The organism is Streptomyces sp. NPDC048415 (assembly GCF_040651675.1).
Taxonomy (GTDB): Bacteria; Actinomycetota; Actinomycetes; order Streptomycetales; family Streptomycetaceae; genus Streptomyces.
Genome location: NZ_JBEZKJ010000048.1, coordinates 1 through 16,274, shown reverse-complemented (window position 1 = coordinate 16,274; position 16,274 = coordinate 1). Strand labels below are relative to the sequence as shown.

At 70.5% G+C, this 16,274-nt stretch carries 11 protein-coding genes; 10 read left to right on the top strand and 1 reads right to left on the bottom strand.

The genetic code is table 11. The annotated features are described in order from the left end of the window. Positions 1-24: 24 nt before the first annotated feature. Genes AB0D27_RS27305 through AB0D27_RS27295 form a run of 3 tightly spaced genes read left to right on the top strand, consistent with a single transcriptional unit; the run spans position 25 to position 5,249 of the window. Positions 25-1,734: a tetratricopeptide repeat protein gene (locus AB0D27_RS27305; protein ID WP_362513916.1), complete on the top strand. Its 1,710-nt coding sequence runs from the start codon at positions 25-27 to the stop codon at positions 1,732-1,734. Next, positions 1,731-3,575 carry a nickel transporter gene (locus AB0D27_RS27300; RefSeq protein ID WP_362513915.1) on the top strand — a complete coding sequence of 615 codons (1,845 nt, stop codon included), beginning with the start codon at positions 1,731-1,733 and terminating at the stop codon, positions 3,573-3,575. The genes AB0D27_RS27305 and AB0D27_RS27300 overlap by 4 nt, the downstream gene beginning before the upstream one ends. A gap of 45 nt (positions 3,576-3,620) precedes the next feature. Further along, a complete protein-coding gene (locus AB0D27_RS27295; protein ID WP_362513912.1) occupies positions 3,621-5,249 on the top strand; it encodes a serine/threonine-protein kinase in 1,629 nt (542 codons plus the stop codon). 62 nt (positions 5,250-5,311) lie between these two features. Here the strand turns inward: AB0D27_RS27295 and AB0D27_RS27290 are convergent, their stop codons facing one another. Further along, positions 5,312-6,121, bottom strand: a complete 810-nt coding sequence (locus tag AB0D27_RS27290) for an SGNH/GDSL hydrolase family protein (RefSeq protein WP_362513910.1) — start codon at positions 6,119-6,121, stop codon at positions 5,312-5,314. A 313-nt stretch (positions 6,122-6,434) separates the two neighbouring features. On the opposite strand from AB0D27_RS27290, the gene AB0D27_RS27285 reads away from it, so the two are divergent. From AB0D27_RS27285 to AB0D27_RS27255, 7 genes are all read left to right on the top strand, one after another. Then, positions 6,435-7,643: a S8 family peptidase gene (locus tag AB0D27_RS27285; protein ID WP_362513908.1), complete on the top strand. Its 1,209-nt coding sequence runs from the start codon at positions 6,435-6,437 to the stop codon at positions 7,641-7,643. A 251-nt stretch (positions 7,644-7,894) separates the two neighbouring features. Next, positions 7,895-8,245, top strand: coding sequence for a hypothetical protein (locus tag AB0D27_RS27280; protein ID WP_362513906.1), 351 nt, complete (start codon positions 7,895-7,897; stop codon positions 8,243-8,245). Between the two features lies 1 nt (position 8,246). Then, positions 8,247-9,341: a GNAT family N-acetyltransferase gene (locus AB0D27_RS27275; RefSeq protein WP_362513903.1), complete on the top strand. Its 1,095-nt coding sequence runs from the start codon at positions 8,247-8,249 to the stop codon at positions 9,339-9,341. 375 nt (positions 9,342-9,716) lie between these two features. Continuing rightward, positions 9,717-10,535 (top strand): glycosyltransferase family 2 protein, encoded by an 819-nt coding sequence (locus AB0D27_RS27270; protein ID WP_362513901.1) that lies wholly within the window; start codon positions 9,717-9,719, stop codon positions 10,533-10,535. After that, a complete protein-coding gene (locus AB0D27_RS27265; RefSeq protein WP_362513898.1) occupies positions 10,532-11,545 on the top strand; it encodes a glycosyltransferase family 2 protein in 1,014 nt (337 codons plus the stop codon). Before AB0D27_RS27270 ends, AB0D27_RS27265 begins: the two co-directional genes overlap by 4 nt. A 20-nt stretch (positions 11,546-11,565) precedes the next feature. Next, positions 11,566-12,342, top strand: coding sequence for a polysaccharide deacetylase family protein (locus AB0D27_RS27260; RefSeq protein WP_362514022.1), 777 nt, complete (start codon positions 11,566-11,568; stop codon positions 12,340-12,342). Continuing rightward, entirely contained in the window at positions 12,335-16,144 is a 3,810-nt protein-coding gene (locus AB0D27_RS27255) for a lipopolysaccharide biosynthesis protein (RefSeq protein ID WP_362513896.1), read from the top strand. The genes AB0D27_RS27260 and AB0D27_RS27255 overlap by 8 nt, the downstream gene beginning before the upstream one ends. Positions 16,145-16,274: the final 130 nt, after the last annotated feature.

Here is a 16,274-nt window from a genome sequence, read left to right as displayed (position 1 = left end):
GGCCAAGGACTTTGAGGAGAGGGCATGTCCCCGCGTAGGAACGAGAGCGCGCCACCGGAGACCGAGGAGGCCACGGCCGAGGCAGGCGGCTTGGACGCTTTGGAGCCCAGGCCCGGGGTAAGCGCCGTGGACGCCGGGGAAGCCACGCCGGGGGCGGCCACCGTGGACGCCGGGCAGGCCACGCCCGGAACAGGCACCGCGGACGCCGGGCAGGCCACGCCCGGGGCAAGCACCGCAGACGCCCGGGAGGCCACACCCGGGGCAAGCACCGCAGACGCCCGGGAGGCCACACCCGGGGCAAGCACCGCAGACGCCCGGGAGGCCACGCCCGGGACAGGCACCGCAGACGCCGCCGAAGCGCACGAGGACGAGCGGGTCGCCGCCGTCCGGCGGGTGTCGGTGGCGCAGCGTCGCTGGCGTGCGGCCCAACTCGCTGCCTGCGCCGCCTCGTTGGCGGTAGCGATCACCGCGGGAGCGGTGGTGCTCGGGGCCGTCAGGGACGGCGGAACCTCCACCGTGGCGTCCACGCCCGGCGGTCTGTCGCCGCAGTTGCTCGCCAGTGGGGACCTCGACACGAGCATCGCCTCGCTACAGGCCCATCTGCGGGCCCAGCCGAAGGACTTCGACGGCTGGGCGACCCTCGGGCTCGCCTATGTGGAGCAAGCCCGTACGAAGGGCGATCCCTCCCGCTATCCGCAGGCCGAGCAGGCGCTCGACCGGTCCCTCGGTCTGCGGCCCGACAACGAGTCCGCGCTCGCCGGACGCGCCGCCCTCGCCGCGGCGCGGCACGACTTCACCGGCGCCCTGAAGTACGCGGACAAGGTGCTGAAGCAGAACCCGTACAGCGAGCGCGCCCTCTCCTCCCGGATCGACGCGCTCGTCGAACTCGGGCGCTACGACGACGCGTCGAAAGCCGCCGACGTGGCGGACTCGCGTCGCCCGGGCATACCCGTATTCACCCGGTACGCCTATGTGCGCGAGCTGCGCGGCGATGTGAAGACCGCCCGCCGGGTGCTTCAGCAGGCGCTCGGCACGGCGACGGCCCGTGGCGACGTCGCGTACGTGGCGAGCGCGCTCGGCCAACTGGCCTGGAACCAGGGCGAGTACGACACTTCCTTGAAGTATTACGCGCGAGCGCTGGCCGCCGACGACACCTACCTCCCCGCACTCGAAGGCCGCGCCCGCGCCCAGGCGGCACAGGGCGACCGCGCCGCGGCGATCCGCGGTATGGAGCAGGTGGTGAACCGCTATCCGCTGCCCCAACCGCTGGTGGAGCTGGGCGAGTTGTACGAGGCGCGCGGCAAGGCGGGCGACCTGTCAAAGGCCCGCGACCAGTACTCCCTGGTGAACGCCTGGATCGCGCTGGCCCGCGCCAACGGCGTACACGCCGACCTCGACACGGCTCTGGCCGCCGCCGACCACGGCGACCACGCGGCGGCACTGAAGGCGGCCCGCGCCGAGTGGGCCCGCCGCCACACCGTGCACACGGCGGACGCGCTCGCCTGGGCCCTGCACGTCGGCGGCTCCGACGCAAAAGCGCTGCCGTATGCCCGGCGGGCCACGGCCACCGGCTACCGCAACGCGTCCTTCCTCTACCACCGCGGCATGATCGAGCACGCCACCGGCCACGACAAGCGGGCCCGCGCCTCGCTGAAGTCGGCCCTGGACCTCAACCCGGGCTTCTCACCGCTGGGCGCCCGCGAGGCCCGCGAGGTTCTGGAGGCCACCAAGTGACCCGTAGCGCTGGTGGATGCCAGGTCGGAACGCGTCGTCTCTTCGGAGCCTGCGCGGCTGTCCTCACCGCCGCCTGCGCCCTTGTCCTGGTCCCCGCCCACGCCGCGAGCGCGCATCCGCTCGGGAACTTCACCGTCAACCGGTACGACGGACTCGTCGCCGCTCCCGGGCAGTTGCGGGTCGACCATGTCGAGGACCTCGCGGAGATCCCCGCCACCCAGGCCCGGCCGGAGATCAAGAAGCTCGGGATGACGGACTGGGCCGAGGCTCGGTGCGCGTTTGCCGCGCGCGGCAGCGAGGTCACCGTCGGCGGGCGGGAGGTGCCGCTCACCGTCGGCGCGAGCCACGCGCGCGTGCGGCCCGGGCAGGCGGGGCTGAACACCCTGCGCGTGGAGTGCCGGCTGACGGCGCCGCTGCCCGAGGGCGAGTCCGTCGCCGTGGGCTTCCACAGTGCGGGCGCGGACCGGGGACCCGGCTGGCGGGAGATCACCGCGCGCGGCGACCGGATGACGCTCACCGCGTCGGACGTACCGAAGAAGTCGGTGTCGACGGAGCTGACCGAGTACCCCAAGGCGCTGCTCTCCTCGCCGGCCGACACCGCCACCGCGTCCCTGCGGATCCGCCCCGGCGGCCCCGCCCTCGCCGAGGAACAGCGGAACGCGCCGGCCGCCTCCGTGCTGCCGCGCGGCGCCGATCGCTGGACCGAGGCCCTGAACAACCTGGTGGCTCGCCATGACCTCACCGTTGGTTTCGCCGCGCTGGCCCTGCTCATCGCCGTCGCCCTCGGTGCGATGCACGCGCTCGCGCCGGGCCACGGCAAGACGCTGATGGCCGCGACGGCGGCGGCCCGCGGCGGCCGGGCAGGCCTGCGCGACGTGCTTCCGCTGGCCGCGTCGGTGACGGTCACTCACACCCTGGGCGTGGTGGCCCTGGGCCTCCTGGTCACGGCCGGTTCGGCCGCGGCCCCTTCGGTGATCGCCTGGCTGGGCGTGGCGAGCGGCGCCCTGGTGACGACGGCGGGCGCCACCCTCGTACGACGGGCATGGCGGAACCGCGGACGGGGGCACACCCACGAACTCGGACACACCCACGAAGACGGTCACCCCCACGGCCATGGACACGACCACGACCACGGGCACCCCCACGACCACGACCACAGGCACCCCCACGGCCATGGACACGGGCACGACCACGACCATGGACACGGCCACGGACACACACACGACCACGGACACACGCACAGCCACGAGCCCGCCGACCACCCGCACGAGCCCGCGGAACAGCCCGAACGCCTCCTAGTGCTCGCACACGCCACCGCACACGCCACCGCCACCGTCACCGCACCCGCACCCGCACCCGCACCCGCACCCGCACCCGCACCCGCACCCGTAAATCACAGCGCTCACGCCGCACCCCCCACCCATGACCCCGGCCATGAACACACCCCCGCCCTCGAACACACCCACGGCGGCTTCACCCACACCCACACCGTCGCTCCCACCCTTCGCGGCACGATCCTGCTCGGCTTCGCCGGAGGGCTCGTGCCGAGTCCCTCCGCCGTGGTCGTACTCGTCGGGGCGGCGGCGCTGGGACAGGCGTGGTTCGGTTTTCTGCTCGTGCTCGCGTACGGCGCCGGGCTGGCCCTGACGCTCACGGCGGCCGGGTTCGCCGTCGTCAAGCTGGGCGGCGGGATGAACCGGGCGCTGGCCAGGCGCCCCCGGTGGGCCGGGGGACGAACCGCGGCCCTGATCCGCGGGGCCGCGCCCCTGGGATCGGCGTTCGTCGTCGTAGCCCTTGGGGCTGGATTGGTGTTCAGGGGGGCGGCATCCGTACTCGGTTGAGCTACTTTTGGGGAGAAATCGCGCGGATGCGAATGGGGGACGCACGTGTCCGAAGATCCGGGCAGTGAACGTGTGATCGCGGGACGCTACCGCCTGCTGTCGCCGCTGGGTGAGGGAGGCATGGGGACGGTGTGGCGCGCCCGCGACGAAGTGCTGCAGCGCGAGGTCGCCGTGAAGGAGGTCCGCGCCCCGGCCGGGCTTCCGGCGCACGAGGTGGAGCGGATGTACGCCCGCCTGGAGAGGGAGGCCTGGGCCGCCGCCCGTATCTCGAACCGCAATGTGGTGACGGTGTACGACGTGGCCACCGAGGACGGCCGCCCCTGGATCGTGATGGAGCTGGTCCGGGGCATCGCTCTGTCCGATCTGCTCGACGCCGAGGGCCCGTTGCCGCCGCAACGCGCCGCGCACATCGGCGCGGAGGTGCTCTCCGCGCTGCGTGCCGCGCACGAGGCGGGGGTCCTGCACCGCGATGTGAAGCCGGGCAACGTCCTGATGGCGAACGACGGACGTGTCGTCCTCACGGACTTCGGCATCGCGCTGGTCGAGGGCAGCTCTGCCCTGACCATGACGGGCGAGGTCATCGGCTCACCCGAATTCCTCGCTCCGGAGCGCGCATTGGGCCGCACACCTGGGCCCGAGTCCGATCTGTGGTCGCTGGGCGTGCTCCTGTACGCGGCGGTGGAGGGCAACTCGCCCTTCCGGCAGAACACTCCGCTGAGCACCCTGCGGGCCATCGTCGACGAGCCGCTGCGGCTCCCTCACCATGCCGGCCCGCTCGAACCGGTCATCGAGGGACTGCTGCTCAAGGACCCGGCCGAGCGCCTGAGCGCCGAACAGGCCGAGCACGAGCTGCGCGTCGTCGCCGCGGGCGGCACACTGCCCGCCCGGGTGCTGGGCCCGGCCTCCCCCGACCTGCTCAACGCGGAGGCGCTCACGGCGTTCACTCAGCCTCCGCCCGGACCACCGCCCTCGCCCCACCAGTTCGGGCCGCCCCCCGACACCCTTCCGGCGACCACCACCAGGCAGGAGCCCGACCGCAACCGTCGCGCCGCCGCCGTCCTGATCGCCGGTCTGGTCGTGGTCGCGCTGGCCCTCGCCGGACTGACGTACGCCCTGTTGAACCGCGACGGCGGAAACGGCGGCCAGGGGACCGCGAGCAGCAGTAGCAGCACCAACCACGCTGCTGGTGGCGGGAGCTCGAAGACCGGGAGCAACAGCACCGCTGCGACCGGCGGCACCTCGTCCACCAGCACTCCGAGCGCGAGCCACACGACCACCACCCCGCCCGCTCAATCCGTGCGGGTGACGGTGACGGGTCAGCACACCGACTACTCCGGTACCTGCCCGCCGCCCGGCACTCAGGCGCCGTCCTTCACGGCGACGTTCACCGTGGGCCGCGTGCCGGTGGACGTCGAGTACCGCTGGGTGACGAAGACCGGTGAAGTGACCGACCCCGGCTGGAAGACCCTCTCGTTCCCCGCGAACGGCGGCAAGACGCAGCAGAAGACGGTTGTGGCGACGACGTACGACTCGAGCGGGGCCTTCCAGAACGAGATCAGCGTGGAGGTGCGGGGCCCCGTCCGCACGACGTCCAACTCCGTGTCCTTCTCGATCACATGCGCGACGGAGACCCCGACGGACGGGGCCTCCGCCTCCGTGTCTTCTTCTCCTTGAACGGTCAGCCGCTCCTTTGACGGTCAGCCGCTCTTTGAGCGGTCAGGCCGCTCCCTGAACGGTCAGGCCACCATGCCGAAGACCGGCAGGTAGCCGCCCGACTGACCAGGCGCGGTCGGGTGGTACGACTCTCCGATGTTCAGCCAGTTCACGCTGTGCAGCCAGGGGTCGCCGGAGCAGATCTCATGTCCGGTGAAGGTGCCCCTGACATCGCCGAAAGTGAAGCCGTGGGCGGCGGCACGCTTGGCGATCGCGCTGTCCAGGTAGTCGGCGGCGCTGTTGATCGCCGACCGTTCGGTCTCCGAAAGGCCCGCTACACAGCTGCCGTTGAGCTGGTAGAAGCGGGGGTAGCCCAGGACGACCACATGGGCGGCCGGGGCCTTGGCGCTGATCGCCGAGTAGACGGTGTCGAGGTTGCCGGGGAGTGTCGAGTCGACGTACGCCTTGGCCGTGGCGATCCGTGCGAGGCAGGAGCTCTCGGACTGGAGCACACACGTCGTCATCACGTCGGAGAAGCCCGCGTCGTTGCCGCCGATGGTGATCGAGACGAGGCCTGTCGAGGAACTCAGAGGGGTCAGTTGGTTCGCCGTGACATCACCCGTACGAGCGCCCGAGCAGGCGGTGAAGTTGAACGACGAGGGTGAGTGGGCGGCTGCCCACAGGTAGGGGTATGCCTTGGTGCTGCGCTTGCAGTCGCCGCTGGCACTGAGGTAGCTGCCCGCGCCGACGCCGGAGGAGTAGGAGTCGCCGAGGGCCACATAGCCGGTGCCCACAGCGGCCCCGGACGCCTGCGCCGTCGCCGCCCCGGTGAGGGCGAGGCCGACGGCGAGGAGGAGTGAGGTCACGTATGCCGTAATTCGGGAACGTCTCATGGAACCTCCCTTTAGCAGGATCTCTGCCACAACTTTCGTAGCAGCTACGCGTGTTGACAGGAAGTGTCCATGCCAAGACTTTTCGGTTCTTACCGGGAGTCACACAAGGCGTTCATCGCTCCGTTGATTGCGTGCTCATGACAGACCCGTGACAAGGCCCCAACTCCCTTGAGCTACACCCGTAGATGGCCGAGCCTTTACTCAGCCGCGAGCGGAACGCGACGCTCCCGGCCGTGCTCGCGATCCCGTGCGCACCCCCCACAGCGCGCGCCCCCACCCGGGCGCGCGCCGCCTTGAGGAGGACTCCCTCGTAATGGCACAACTGCGTAGCAAGAAGATCCGGATCGCCGCCATCACCTCCGTGGCGGCCGCCGCCCTGGTGGGCGGCTTCACCGCGCTTCCCGCCCAGGCCGCCCCCGCCGAGGGCAAGGTCCTCGCGGCCGGCTCCCCCACCGCCATCAAGGGCAGTTACATCGTCACGCTCAAGAAGGGAGCCGGCTTCAAGGCCACGTCCAGCAAGGGCAAGGGGCTGGTCAACGAATACGGCGGCACGGTGAAGAAGACGTTCGGCGCCGCGCTGAACGGCTACACGGCCAACCTCTCCTCGGCCGAGGCCCGCAGACTCGCCGCCGACCCGGCGGTGGCCTCCGTGGAGCAGAACCAGACGGTGCACCTGACCGACACCACGCAGTCCAGCGCCCCTTGGGGTCTGGACCGCATCGACCAGTCGGCGCTCCCGCTCTCCGGCACGTACACCTACCCGGACACGGCGGGCAGCGGCGTGACGGCGTACGTCATCGACACCGGCGTCCGCATCACACACGCGCAGATCAGCGGCCGCGCCTCGTACGGCTATGACGAGGTGGACGGCGACACCACCGCCCAGGACGGCAACGGCCACGGCACCCATGTGGCCACCACCATCGCGGGCTCGACCTACGGCGTCGCCAAGAAGGCGAAGATCGTGGCGGTCCGCGTGCTCGACAACAACGGCTCGGGCACCACGGCGGGCGTCATCGCGGGCATCGACTGGGTGACCGCGAACCACAGCGGTCCCTCCGTCGCCAACCTGTCGCTCGGCGGCGGCACCTCCACCTCTCTCGACACGGCCGTCCGGAACTCCATCTCCAGCGGCGTGACCTACGCCATCGCGGCGGGCAACAGTGGCGCCAACGCGTCCACGTCCTCGCCGGCCCGGGTCACCGAGGCGATAACGGTCGGCGCCACGAGCAACACCGACGCCAAGGCGAGCTGGTCCAACTACGGTTCGGTTCTGGACATCTTCGCCCCGGGTGTCTCGATCACGGCCGGCTGGAACACCAGCGACACGGCGACGAACACCATCTCCGGTACGTCGATGGCCACCCCGCACGTCGCGGGCGCGGCCGCCGTCTACCTCGCGGGCCACACCTCCGCCACCCCGGCGCAGGTCGCGACGGCCCTGGTGAACGGCGCCACCTCGGGCGTGGTCACCAGCCCGGGCACCGGCTCGCCGAACAAGCTCCTGAAGATCGTCCCGTAGCGCCCCGCCTCGCCTGACACGTACGCGAGTTCCCCGGAGGCAGTCGGCGCCTCCGGGGAACACAGGTTTAAAGGCGTCCAAGAACCCCCATGAACGCCTTCCGCACCTTGACGGCCCCCCGCCCGCTGCGCGACATTGAAGCCCGGCATCCGGCGCTTCAGGGGGCAAAGTCGCCAATGCAAACCATACGCATCAAGACACCTTCATCAGACAGTGCGCAGCGATCGCGGCAGGGGCCGGGGAGGGACCTGTTGCCGCTGCTCGCGGGCGCCGCGACCGTGGTCGCGGTGGTCGGCGCGGTCCTCGCGCTCGCCGACGTGGACTCACCACTGCGCGGCCCGTTCACCTTGTTCTTCCTGCTCGCGGCGCCCTCGGTCGCCATCGCGGCCGCGCTGCGCGGGCTGGATCCTTTCGGCCGTCTCCTGGCGTCGGTCGCCGGCGCGATCACCGTCGACATGCTGGTGGCCCAGGGCATGCTGGCCGTGCACCGATGGTCGGTCCGCGGCGGGATCGCGGCCGTGACCGCGCTCAGTTCCGTCCTTCTTCTGCTGGTGGTGGTACGACGGCTGCGCGGTCGTACGGCGAGTAGACGGACCTCCTGACGTGGACATCAGCGTGTACCGGCCCGGCGAGCTCAGCGGCGCCGACCGGGCGGTGTGGACGGCCCTGCAGTCGAAGGCCCATCTGAACGGCTCGCCGGAGCTGGCCAATCCGTTCCTGTCCCCGGAGTACGCGCTCGCGGTGGGCCGCTGCAGACGCGGCGTGCGGATCGCGGTCGCACGCGAGGACGGCGAGCCCGCGGCGTTCTTCCCGTTCCAGAGAACCGCCACCGGCGTCGGCCGGGCCGTCGGTCTCGGCGTCTCCGACTGCCAGGGGCTGGTGTACCGCCCCGGCTTCACCTGGGACGCCCAGGAACTGCTGCGGGGCTGCGGGCTCAGCGTGTGGGAGTTCGACCACCTGGTGGAAGGCCAGGCTCCGTTCGAGGCGGGAGCCTCCGGCACCTTCCCGTCCCCGGTCATGGATGTCGACCAGGGCTACGAATCGTATCTGCGCCAGTTGCGCGCCCAGGCGCCGAAGTTCACCCGGACCACGCTCGCCAAGGAGCGCAGGCTCGGCCGGGACGCCGGCGGCGTGCGGTATGTGCACGACGAGCGCGACCCCGCGGTGCTGCGCACGCTGATGGACTGGAAGTCCGCGCAGTACCGAAGGACCGGGCGCAGTGACCGCTTCGCGCACGCCTGGATCAACCACCTGGTCCAGCAGCTCTACCACACCCGCTCCGAGCCGTTCGCGGGCATCCTCTCGGTGCTGTACGCGGACGGCAGACCGGTCGCCGCGCACTTCGGGCTGCGCACCGAGCGGGTCCTGGCGTGCTGGTTCCCGGCGTACGACCCGGCGTTCGCGAAATACTCCCCCGGGCTGATCCTGCATTTGCGCATGGCCGAGGCGGCCGCCGCCGACGGAATTGCGTATCTGGATCTTGGGCGGGGCCAGAAGGAATACAAAGACTCCCTGAAGACACGGGACCTCTCCGTGTCGGAGGGGTGGGTGACACGACGTCATCCCGTCGCATTCGGTCACCGGGCGCGCCGCGCCCCGGTCCGGGCACTGCGCAATGCGGTGCTGTCACGACCGGAGTTGTTCGAGCCCGCCGACAAGATCCTCAAACGGATGGGGAAAATCCGTTCGAGTCGTTAGGTAACGCGCAAACCAACAAAAACGTGAGGCCTCGTTCCAGGTCTTGCCATACAGTCTCATTCGTCAATACCGTCGTACATCTCACCCGCATCGGTCCATCAATGCACATGCGATCTAGGGGAGGGCTCAAGATCGCGACGACGGACCGGCGCGGGGCGCGGTAGGGGGGTGCCGTACTCGGTGACCACATCTGTGCCGAGTCGTGCCGCGCGACCGGCTTCCGCTTTTTCCGAAAGCCGGCCAGCTTTGCCAGCTCACCCGGCATGCACGGAGATCCATTTCGTCATGCCGTGAGTGAGAACCCCCCTTTCGAACCGGACAAAGAGCCGGACCGCCCAGGGGCGGGCGGTCCACCGGACGAGAGGGACCAGACTCATGAGCTCAGTCCTGCGCCCAGCCATTTCGGGCCAAGATCCGTTAGTGACCAACAAGTACCGGCGCATCTCCTCTCACCTGGCCATTGCGCCTCCGGTGAGTGTCGTGATTCCCGCCATGAATGAGGCGGAGAATCTCCCGTACGTCTTCAAGACACTTCCGGACTGGATACACGAAGTGGTTCTCGTCGACGGGAATTCCACCGACAACACCGTCGAAGTCGCCCGTGATCTCTGGCCGGACGTCAAGGTCGTCGAACAGCACGGAAAAGGCAAGGGCGATGCCCTGATCACCGGGTTCGAGGCATGCACCGGCGACATCATCGTGATGGTCGACGCGGACGGCTCGGCCGACGGCGAGGAGATCGTGTCGTACGTCTCCGCGCTGGTGTCCGGGGCGGACTTCGCCAAGGGCTCGCGCTTCGCCAACGGCGGCGGCACCTCCGACATGACGCTGATCCGCAAGCTCGGCAACCGGGTGCTGTGCGCGGTCGTCAACGCCAAGTTCGGCGCCCGCTACACCGACCTCTGCTACGGCTACAACGCGTTCTGGCGGCACTGCCTGGACAAGATCGACCTCGACTGCACCGGCTTCGAGGTCGAGACCCTGATGAACATCCGGGTGGTCAAGGCGGGTCTCAAGGTGCAGGAGATACCCAGCCACGAGTACCTCCGCATCCACGGCACCAGCAATCTGCGTGCCGTGCGGGACGGGCTGCGGGTGCTCAAGGTGATCCTCAGGGAGCGCTCCAACCGACGCGCGCTGCGCCGCACGCCGCACGCCGCTCAGCTCAACTCGGGGCGGGGAGAGGTGTCTTGAGCGAGCCGGACATCTCCGTGGTGGTCTGCGTCTACACCGAGGACCGCTGGGAGGACATCCTCGCGGCGGTCTCCTCGGTGCGGGCGCAGTCCCTGCCCGCGCTCGAGACGCTCCTGGTCGTGGACCACAACGCCACGCTCCTGGAACGGCTGACCAGGCAGTTCAAGGAAGTCGGCGAGGTGCGGGTGCTCGCCAACGGGGGCCCGCGCGGCCTGTCCGCGGGCCGCAACACCGGTATCGCCGCCTCGCACGGCGAGATCATCGCCTTCCTCGACGACGACGCCGTGGCCGAGCGGGACTGGCTGCGCCACTTCGCCGAGGGGTACGCGGATCCGCGGGTCATGGCCGTCGGCGGCCGTACGATGCCGATCTGGGCGTCGGGCCGCCGTCCGGCGTGGTTCCCCGAGGAGTTCGACTGGGTGGTGGGCTGCACATACAAGGGGCTGCCGCCGGGCCGCGTACGGGTCCGCAACGTCCTCGGCGGAAACGCCTCCTTCCGTCGTACGGCGTTCGACGCGGCGGGCGGCTTCGCGACCGGTATCGGCCGCGACGGCGACAAGCGCCCGCTGGGCTGCGAGGAGACGGAGCTGTGCATCCGCCTCACCCGTGCCCGGCCGGACGCGGTCCTGCTGATCGACGACCGGGCGGTCATCCACCACCGGGTGCCCGAGGCGCGCGAGCGCTTCGGGTACTTCCGCGCCCGCGCGTACGCCGAGGGCCTGTCCAAGGCGCTCGTTGCCCGAAGTGTCGGTGCCGACAAGGGACTTGAGTCGGAGCGCCGCTATGCGACCCGCGTGCTGCCCGTCGGCGTGCTGCGCGGGCTGCGGGACGCGGCGCTGGCCCGCCCGGGCGGCGCGGGCCGTGCGGGCGCCATCGTCGCCGGGGTTCTGACGGCTGCCGGAGGATACGTACTCGGGAGCGTCCGAGCACGCGGGGGTGGCACTGCATTCTCGGTGGTCTCCGTCGTGGAGATCGAGGGGCTCCCGGACGACGAGGGGGCGGCAGCGTGAGCGAACCCGTGCCGATCTTGATGTACCACTCGATCGCACGCTCGCCGGGCGATGCGACGCGGGCGCTGTCGGTGGCGCCCGAGGCGTTCGCCGAGCAGATGGCACTGCTCGCCGACCGGGGATTCACGCCCCTCAACACACGGGGCCTGGCGGCGAGTTGGCGCCCGGGCGGCGGCCCGCTGCCCGAGCGCCCGGTTCTCATCACCTTCGACGACGGCTACGAGGGCGTGCACCGGCACGGACTCCCCGTACTCGCCCAGCACGGCTTCGCCTCGACGCTGTTCGTGTCGACGGGCTGGATCAAGGGCGCGTACGACACCGGGCGCGGCCTGGACGCCATGCTGGACTGGGACCAGGTGCGGGGGCTCGCCGCGGAGCAGGCGGAGATCGGCGGGCACAGCCACACGCACCCGCAGCTGGACCAGATCCCGGACGACGCGCTCTGGTTCGAACTGCTGCGCTGCAAGGAGATCATCGCCGAGGAGCTGGGCGCCCGCCCCGTCTCGTTCGCGTATCCGTACGGCTACAGCAGCCGCCGGGTGCGCCGTACGGTGCGCGAGGCGGGGTTCGCCCAGTCGCTCGCCGTCGGCAACGGCCTCGCGCGCCGCCGCCAGGGCCCGTACGCCCTGCGACGCGTCACCGTGCGCCGTACGACCGGAATCGAGGAGTTCGAGCGGCTGGTCGAAGGCCGCGCGATCGCCCGCAACTTCGCCCGGGACCACGCCCTCACCAAGGGGTACGCCATGGTCCGAAGAGCACGACAGGTCCGCCGGAAGGCCATCCGTTCCCGTGTCTGACACGACGACCACAACCCAGGCTTCCACGCCCACGACCGAGGCGCCCGAACAGCAGCCGGGACGCCGCCTCCGCCTGCCCGGCAGGAGCCGCAAGGGTGCGGAAGGAGGCAACCAGCTGTTCCGCAACGCCTACGCCCTGATGCTCAACACCGGGATCTCCGCGGTGCTCGGGCTCGCCTACTGGCTGGTCGCCGCACGCTACTACTCCGACTCCGCGGTCGGCCAGGGCTCCGCCGCGATCGCCGCCATGAAGCTCCTCGCGGGAGTGACCGCGGTGACGCTGACGGGCGCTCTGGCCCGCTTCATCCCCGTCGCGGGCCGCGCCACGGGCCGCCTCATCTTCCGTACGTACGCGGGCAGTTCGGTGGTCGTGGCGCTGGCCGCCGTGGTCTTCCTGCTCACGTTGAACCTGTGGGGACCCTCGTACCGCTTCCTGCACGGTCCGCTCAACGGGCTCGGCTTCATCCTCGCGGTCATCGCCTGGTCGCTGCTGACGCTCCAGGACGGGGTGCTGACCGGGCTGCGCAGCGCGCTGTGGGTGCCGGTGGGCAACACCGTGTTCTCCGCGGTGAAGCTGACGCTGCTCGTCGGGCTCGCCGCCGTGATCCCCACGTCGGGCGTCTTCGTCTCCTGGGTCGCCGCGATCGCCCTCTCGGTGGTGCCGCTCGGACTGCTGGTCTTCCGGCGGCTGGCTCCCCGGCACATGAAGGCGACCAAGGAGCACGCCAAACCGCCCTCGCTCAAGGAGATCGGGCGCTTCCTCGCCGGCGACTACACCGGCTCCCTCTTCTCGCTCGCCGTGGTCTATCTGGTCCCGGTGCTCGTCGCCTCGCAGGTCAGCTCCGCCGACAACGCGTACTTCTACATCACCACGACGATCGGCGGCACGGTCAACCTGCTCGCCATCAACATGGGCGCCTCGCTGACCGTCGAGGGCTCGCACGACCCGGCGCGGCTCGCCGCCAACACCCGGTCCGCACTCAAACGCATGGCCCGGATCATGCTGCCGGTGTGCGGGCTGCTGTTCCTCGGCGCTCCGATCATCCTGCACGTCTTCGGCGAGGAGTACGCGCACGCGGCGACGCCGCTGCTGCGCTGGTTCGCCGTCGGCGCGCTGCTGCGGGTCGTCATGGAGACGTACTTCGCGGTCCTGCGCGCCCAGAGCCGCACCTCAGGACTTGCCTACCTGCAAGGGCTGTTGTGCGCCCTGGTGCTCAGCCTGACCGTGATCCTGCTGCCCCGCATGGGCCTGACCGGCGCGGGCGTCGCGGAGATCTCCAGCCTCGCGGTGATCGTGGCGATCGCCGCGCCCAAGCTGTACAAGGTCCTGAGCACCGCGCCGCCCGCCGCAGTGCCCGAGGACGCGGCGCCGGACGGGGACCTCGCCGACCTGGGGGCGCGCGAGGTCCCCGTCGCCAAGTCCCGTGAGCCGAAGCGCGGGCCCGCATGGGCGCTGGACTCGGACACTCTCGCGCTGGGCGTCCACGTCGACTTCGACCACCAGGAACGCCGGCCGGATGTGCGGCCGGGGCCGGGGACACCGCCGGCCGGGACACCGGCGGTTCGGCGCCCGACGTGGGCACTTCGACCGGGACCTTCCGTAGGTCTGCCCGTCGAGGCACGGGAGCCGGGTTCGGAGGCCTCCCTGGGCCCGTCCGAGGCCCCGGAGATCGACGCCCCCTTCGAAAAGGACGCTCTGGACAGCGCCCCGTCAGGAGCGCGGGGCGTGCCATCAAGCGGCTCCGCCGCGGAGGCGCGGCCGGCCACGACGGACCCGCGTCCCACGAACAACCCGTCCACACCGGGTGTCGTCCTCGGCTGTCTGCTGGTCTCGGCGCTGCTGTTGTACTGGGTCCCGGCCCTCAGCCTGAACGACGGCTCACTCGACCGCATGGGCGGCCTGGGCCTGATCTCCGTACTGCCGCTGCCGACCCTGATCGGCGCGGCCCTGCTGATCACGGTCTTCGCCTCACTGCTGTGGACGGCCCGCGAGCACAAGGGACTCCTGCTCGTCACCCTGCTCGCCACCGTGGTGTCGCTGCATGCGCTGCCCGCCGTCATCGAGACCGAACCACGGTTCGCGACGGCCTGGCAGCACCTTGGGTTCCTGGACTACATCGACCGCACCGGATCGGCCGTGCCCAACCTGGACGCGCGCTGGAGCTGGCCCGGCTTCTTCGCGGCGGCCGCGTTCGTCGCCAGGGCCTGCGGGGTCACCGACCTCACCGAGGTCATCCGCTGGTGGCCACTGACCATCCAACTGCTCTATCTCGCCCCGATGCTCCTGCTGGTGCGCTCGATGCGGGCGAGCTGGCGCGCCAAGTGGACCGGCATCTGGATCTTCACGCTCAGCAGCTGGGTCGGCCAGGACTACTTCTCGCCGCAGGGCTTCACCTATGTGCTCTACCTCGTGTTCGTGGCGGTCCTGCTCGTCTGGTTCCGGGCGCCGCGCGTGCTGTGGGCGAAGTGGCGTCCGGGCGAGGCCGAGGTCGAGCCGACCAACCGCCGTCAGCGAGCCGTGCTTCTCATGCTCCTGATAGGTCTGTTCGCGGCGAGCGTGCCGGCGCACCAGCTGACGCCGTTCGTGATGCTGGGCGTCCTCGCCGTCCTCGTTCTCATCGGCCGCTGCGAACTGCGCGGCCTGCCCATCCTGTTCGCCGTCCTGGTCTCCGTCTGGATCGCCTTCATGGCCGAGCCGTACTGGTCGGGCCACTTCAACGATCTGTTCGGCGGCGTCGGCGGGGTCGGCAGCAATGTGTCCACCTCGGTCTCCGGTCGTATCCAGGGCGGCAGTTCGACACACAAGCTCGTGCTCTACACCCGGGTGCTGCTGGCCGGCGGTGTGATGGCCTTCGCCTGCTGGGGCTGGTGGCGGCGGCGCGACCACAAGTACCGCGAGCGTTCACTGCTGGTGCTGACCTTCGTGCCGTTCCTGGGCTTCGGCATGCAGTCGTACGGCGGCGAGATGGCCCTGCGCGTCTTCATGTTCGCCGTCCCTGGCGCGGCCCTGCTCGCCGGACTCGCTCTCTTCCCGCGCACCGGCGTCACCGCGAAGGAACGCGAGCGGGACCGGGTGAGCCTCGCCCCGATCGCCGCCCTGATGGCAGGCCTTCTCCTCATGGGCGGCTTCCTGGTGGCGCGTTGGGGCAACGAGCCCTTCGAACGGATCAGGCCGGGCGAGGTCGCGGCCATGAACTACGTGTACGAGCACGACGATCCGACCGTACGGCTGCTGTGGATGAGCAACGACACGCTCGACAACGTCACGCCCGCGATGCCGTGGGGTGCTCGTGACATGGAGAAGGTGCAGTACGTGCCCACACTGGCGCCCGCCGACCCGGTCCTGGTGTCCGGGCTCGTCAAGGCGCTCAAGGACGCGGGCCCGAACTCGTATCTGATGATCAACCGCAGCCAGGTGGTCTATCTCCAGATGGACGTGGGCTACTCGGCGACCTGGGAGTCGAGGCTGATCAGCAACCTCGACGACCGGCAGGAGCTGAAGAAGGTCCTCGTCAACGACGACGTGACGATGTACGCGCTGCGCAAGCAGCCCGCGGGCAAGGTCCCCAAGGCCGATCCCGGGCCGATCGGACCGCAGGTGACCTGGACGCCGTGGTCGGTCGTCGGTGGCCTGGCGGCCGTCGCGCTGATCGTGCTGCTGACGGCACGGGAAGTCGTACGGGTCGCGGTGCGGCCGGGCGTGCGGCAACTGCGGTGGCTGCAGAGCAGCTTCTGGTTCTCGCTGCCGCTGCTGGCGGTGCTGCTGGCCTCGATGGTGCAGCGGTTCCTCACCATGAAATAGGGCGCGTACGCGGTGAAGTGGCCGCCGGCGAGGGTGGACGGTCCGGCGGACGGCGCGGAGGGGGACGCTGCGGGGGTGGTGCGCGGTCCCGGAACACTGTCGGCTGATGTATCGGTGGGCTCACTCATGC

What these genes read in the sequence shown, in the direction of transcription:
- AB0D27_RS27305 (WP_362513916.1), top strand. Translation starts at nt 25, where the DNA reads ATGTCCCCGCGTAGGAACGAGAGCGCGCCACCGGAGACCGAGGAGGCC.
- AB0D27_RS27290 (WP_362513910.1), bottom strand. Translation starts at nt 6,121, where the DNA reads ATGAGACGTTCCCGAATTACGGCATACGTGACCTCACTCCTCCTCGCC.
- AB0D27_RS27285 (WP_362513908.1), top strand. Translation starts at nt 6,435, where the DNA reads ATGGCACAACTGCGTAGCAAGAAGATCCGGATCGCCGCCATCACCTCC.
- AB0D27_RS27270 (WP_362513901.1), top strand. Translation starts at nt 9,717, where the DNA reads ATGAGCTCAGTCCTGCGCCCAGCCATTTCGGGCCAAGATCCGTTAGTG.
- AB0D27_RS27260 (WP_362514022.1), top strand. Translation starts at nt 11,566, where the DNA reads ATGTACCACTCGATCGCACGCTCGCCGGGCGATGCGACGCGGGCGCTG.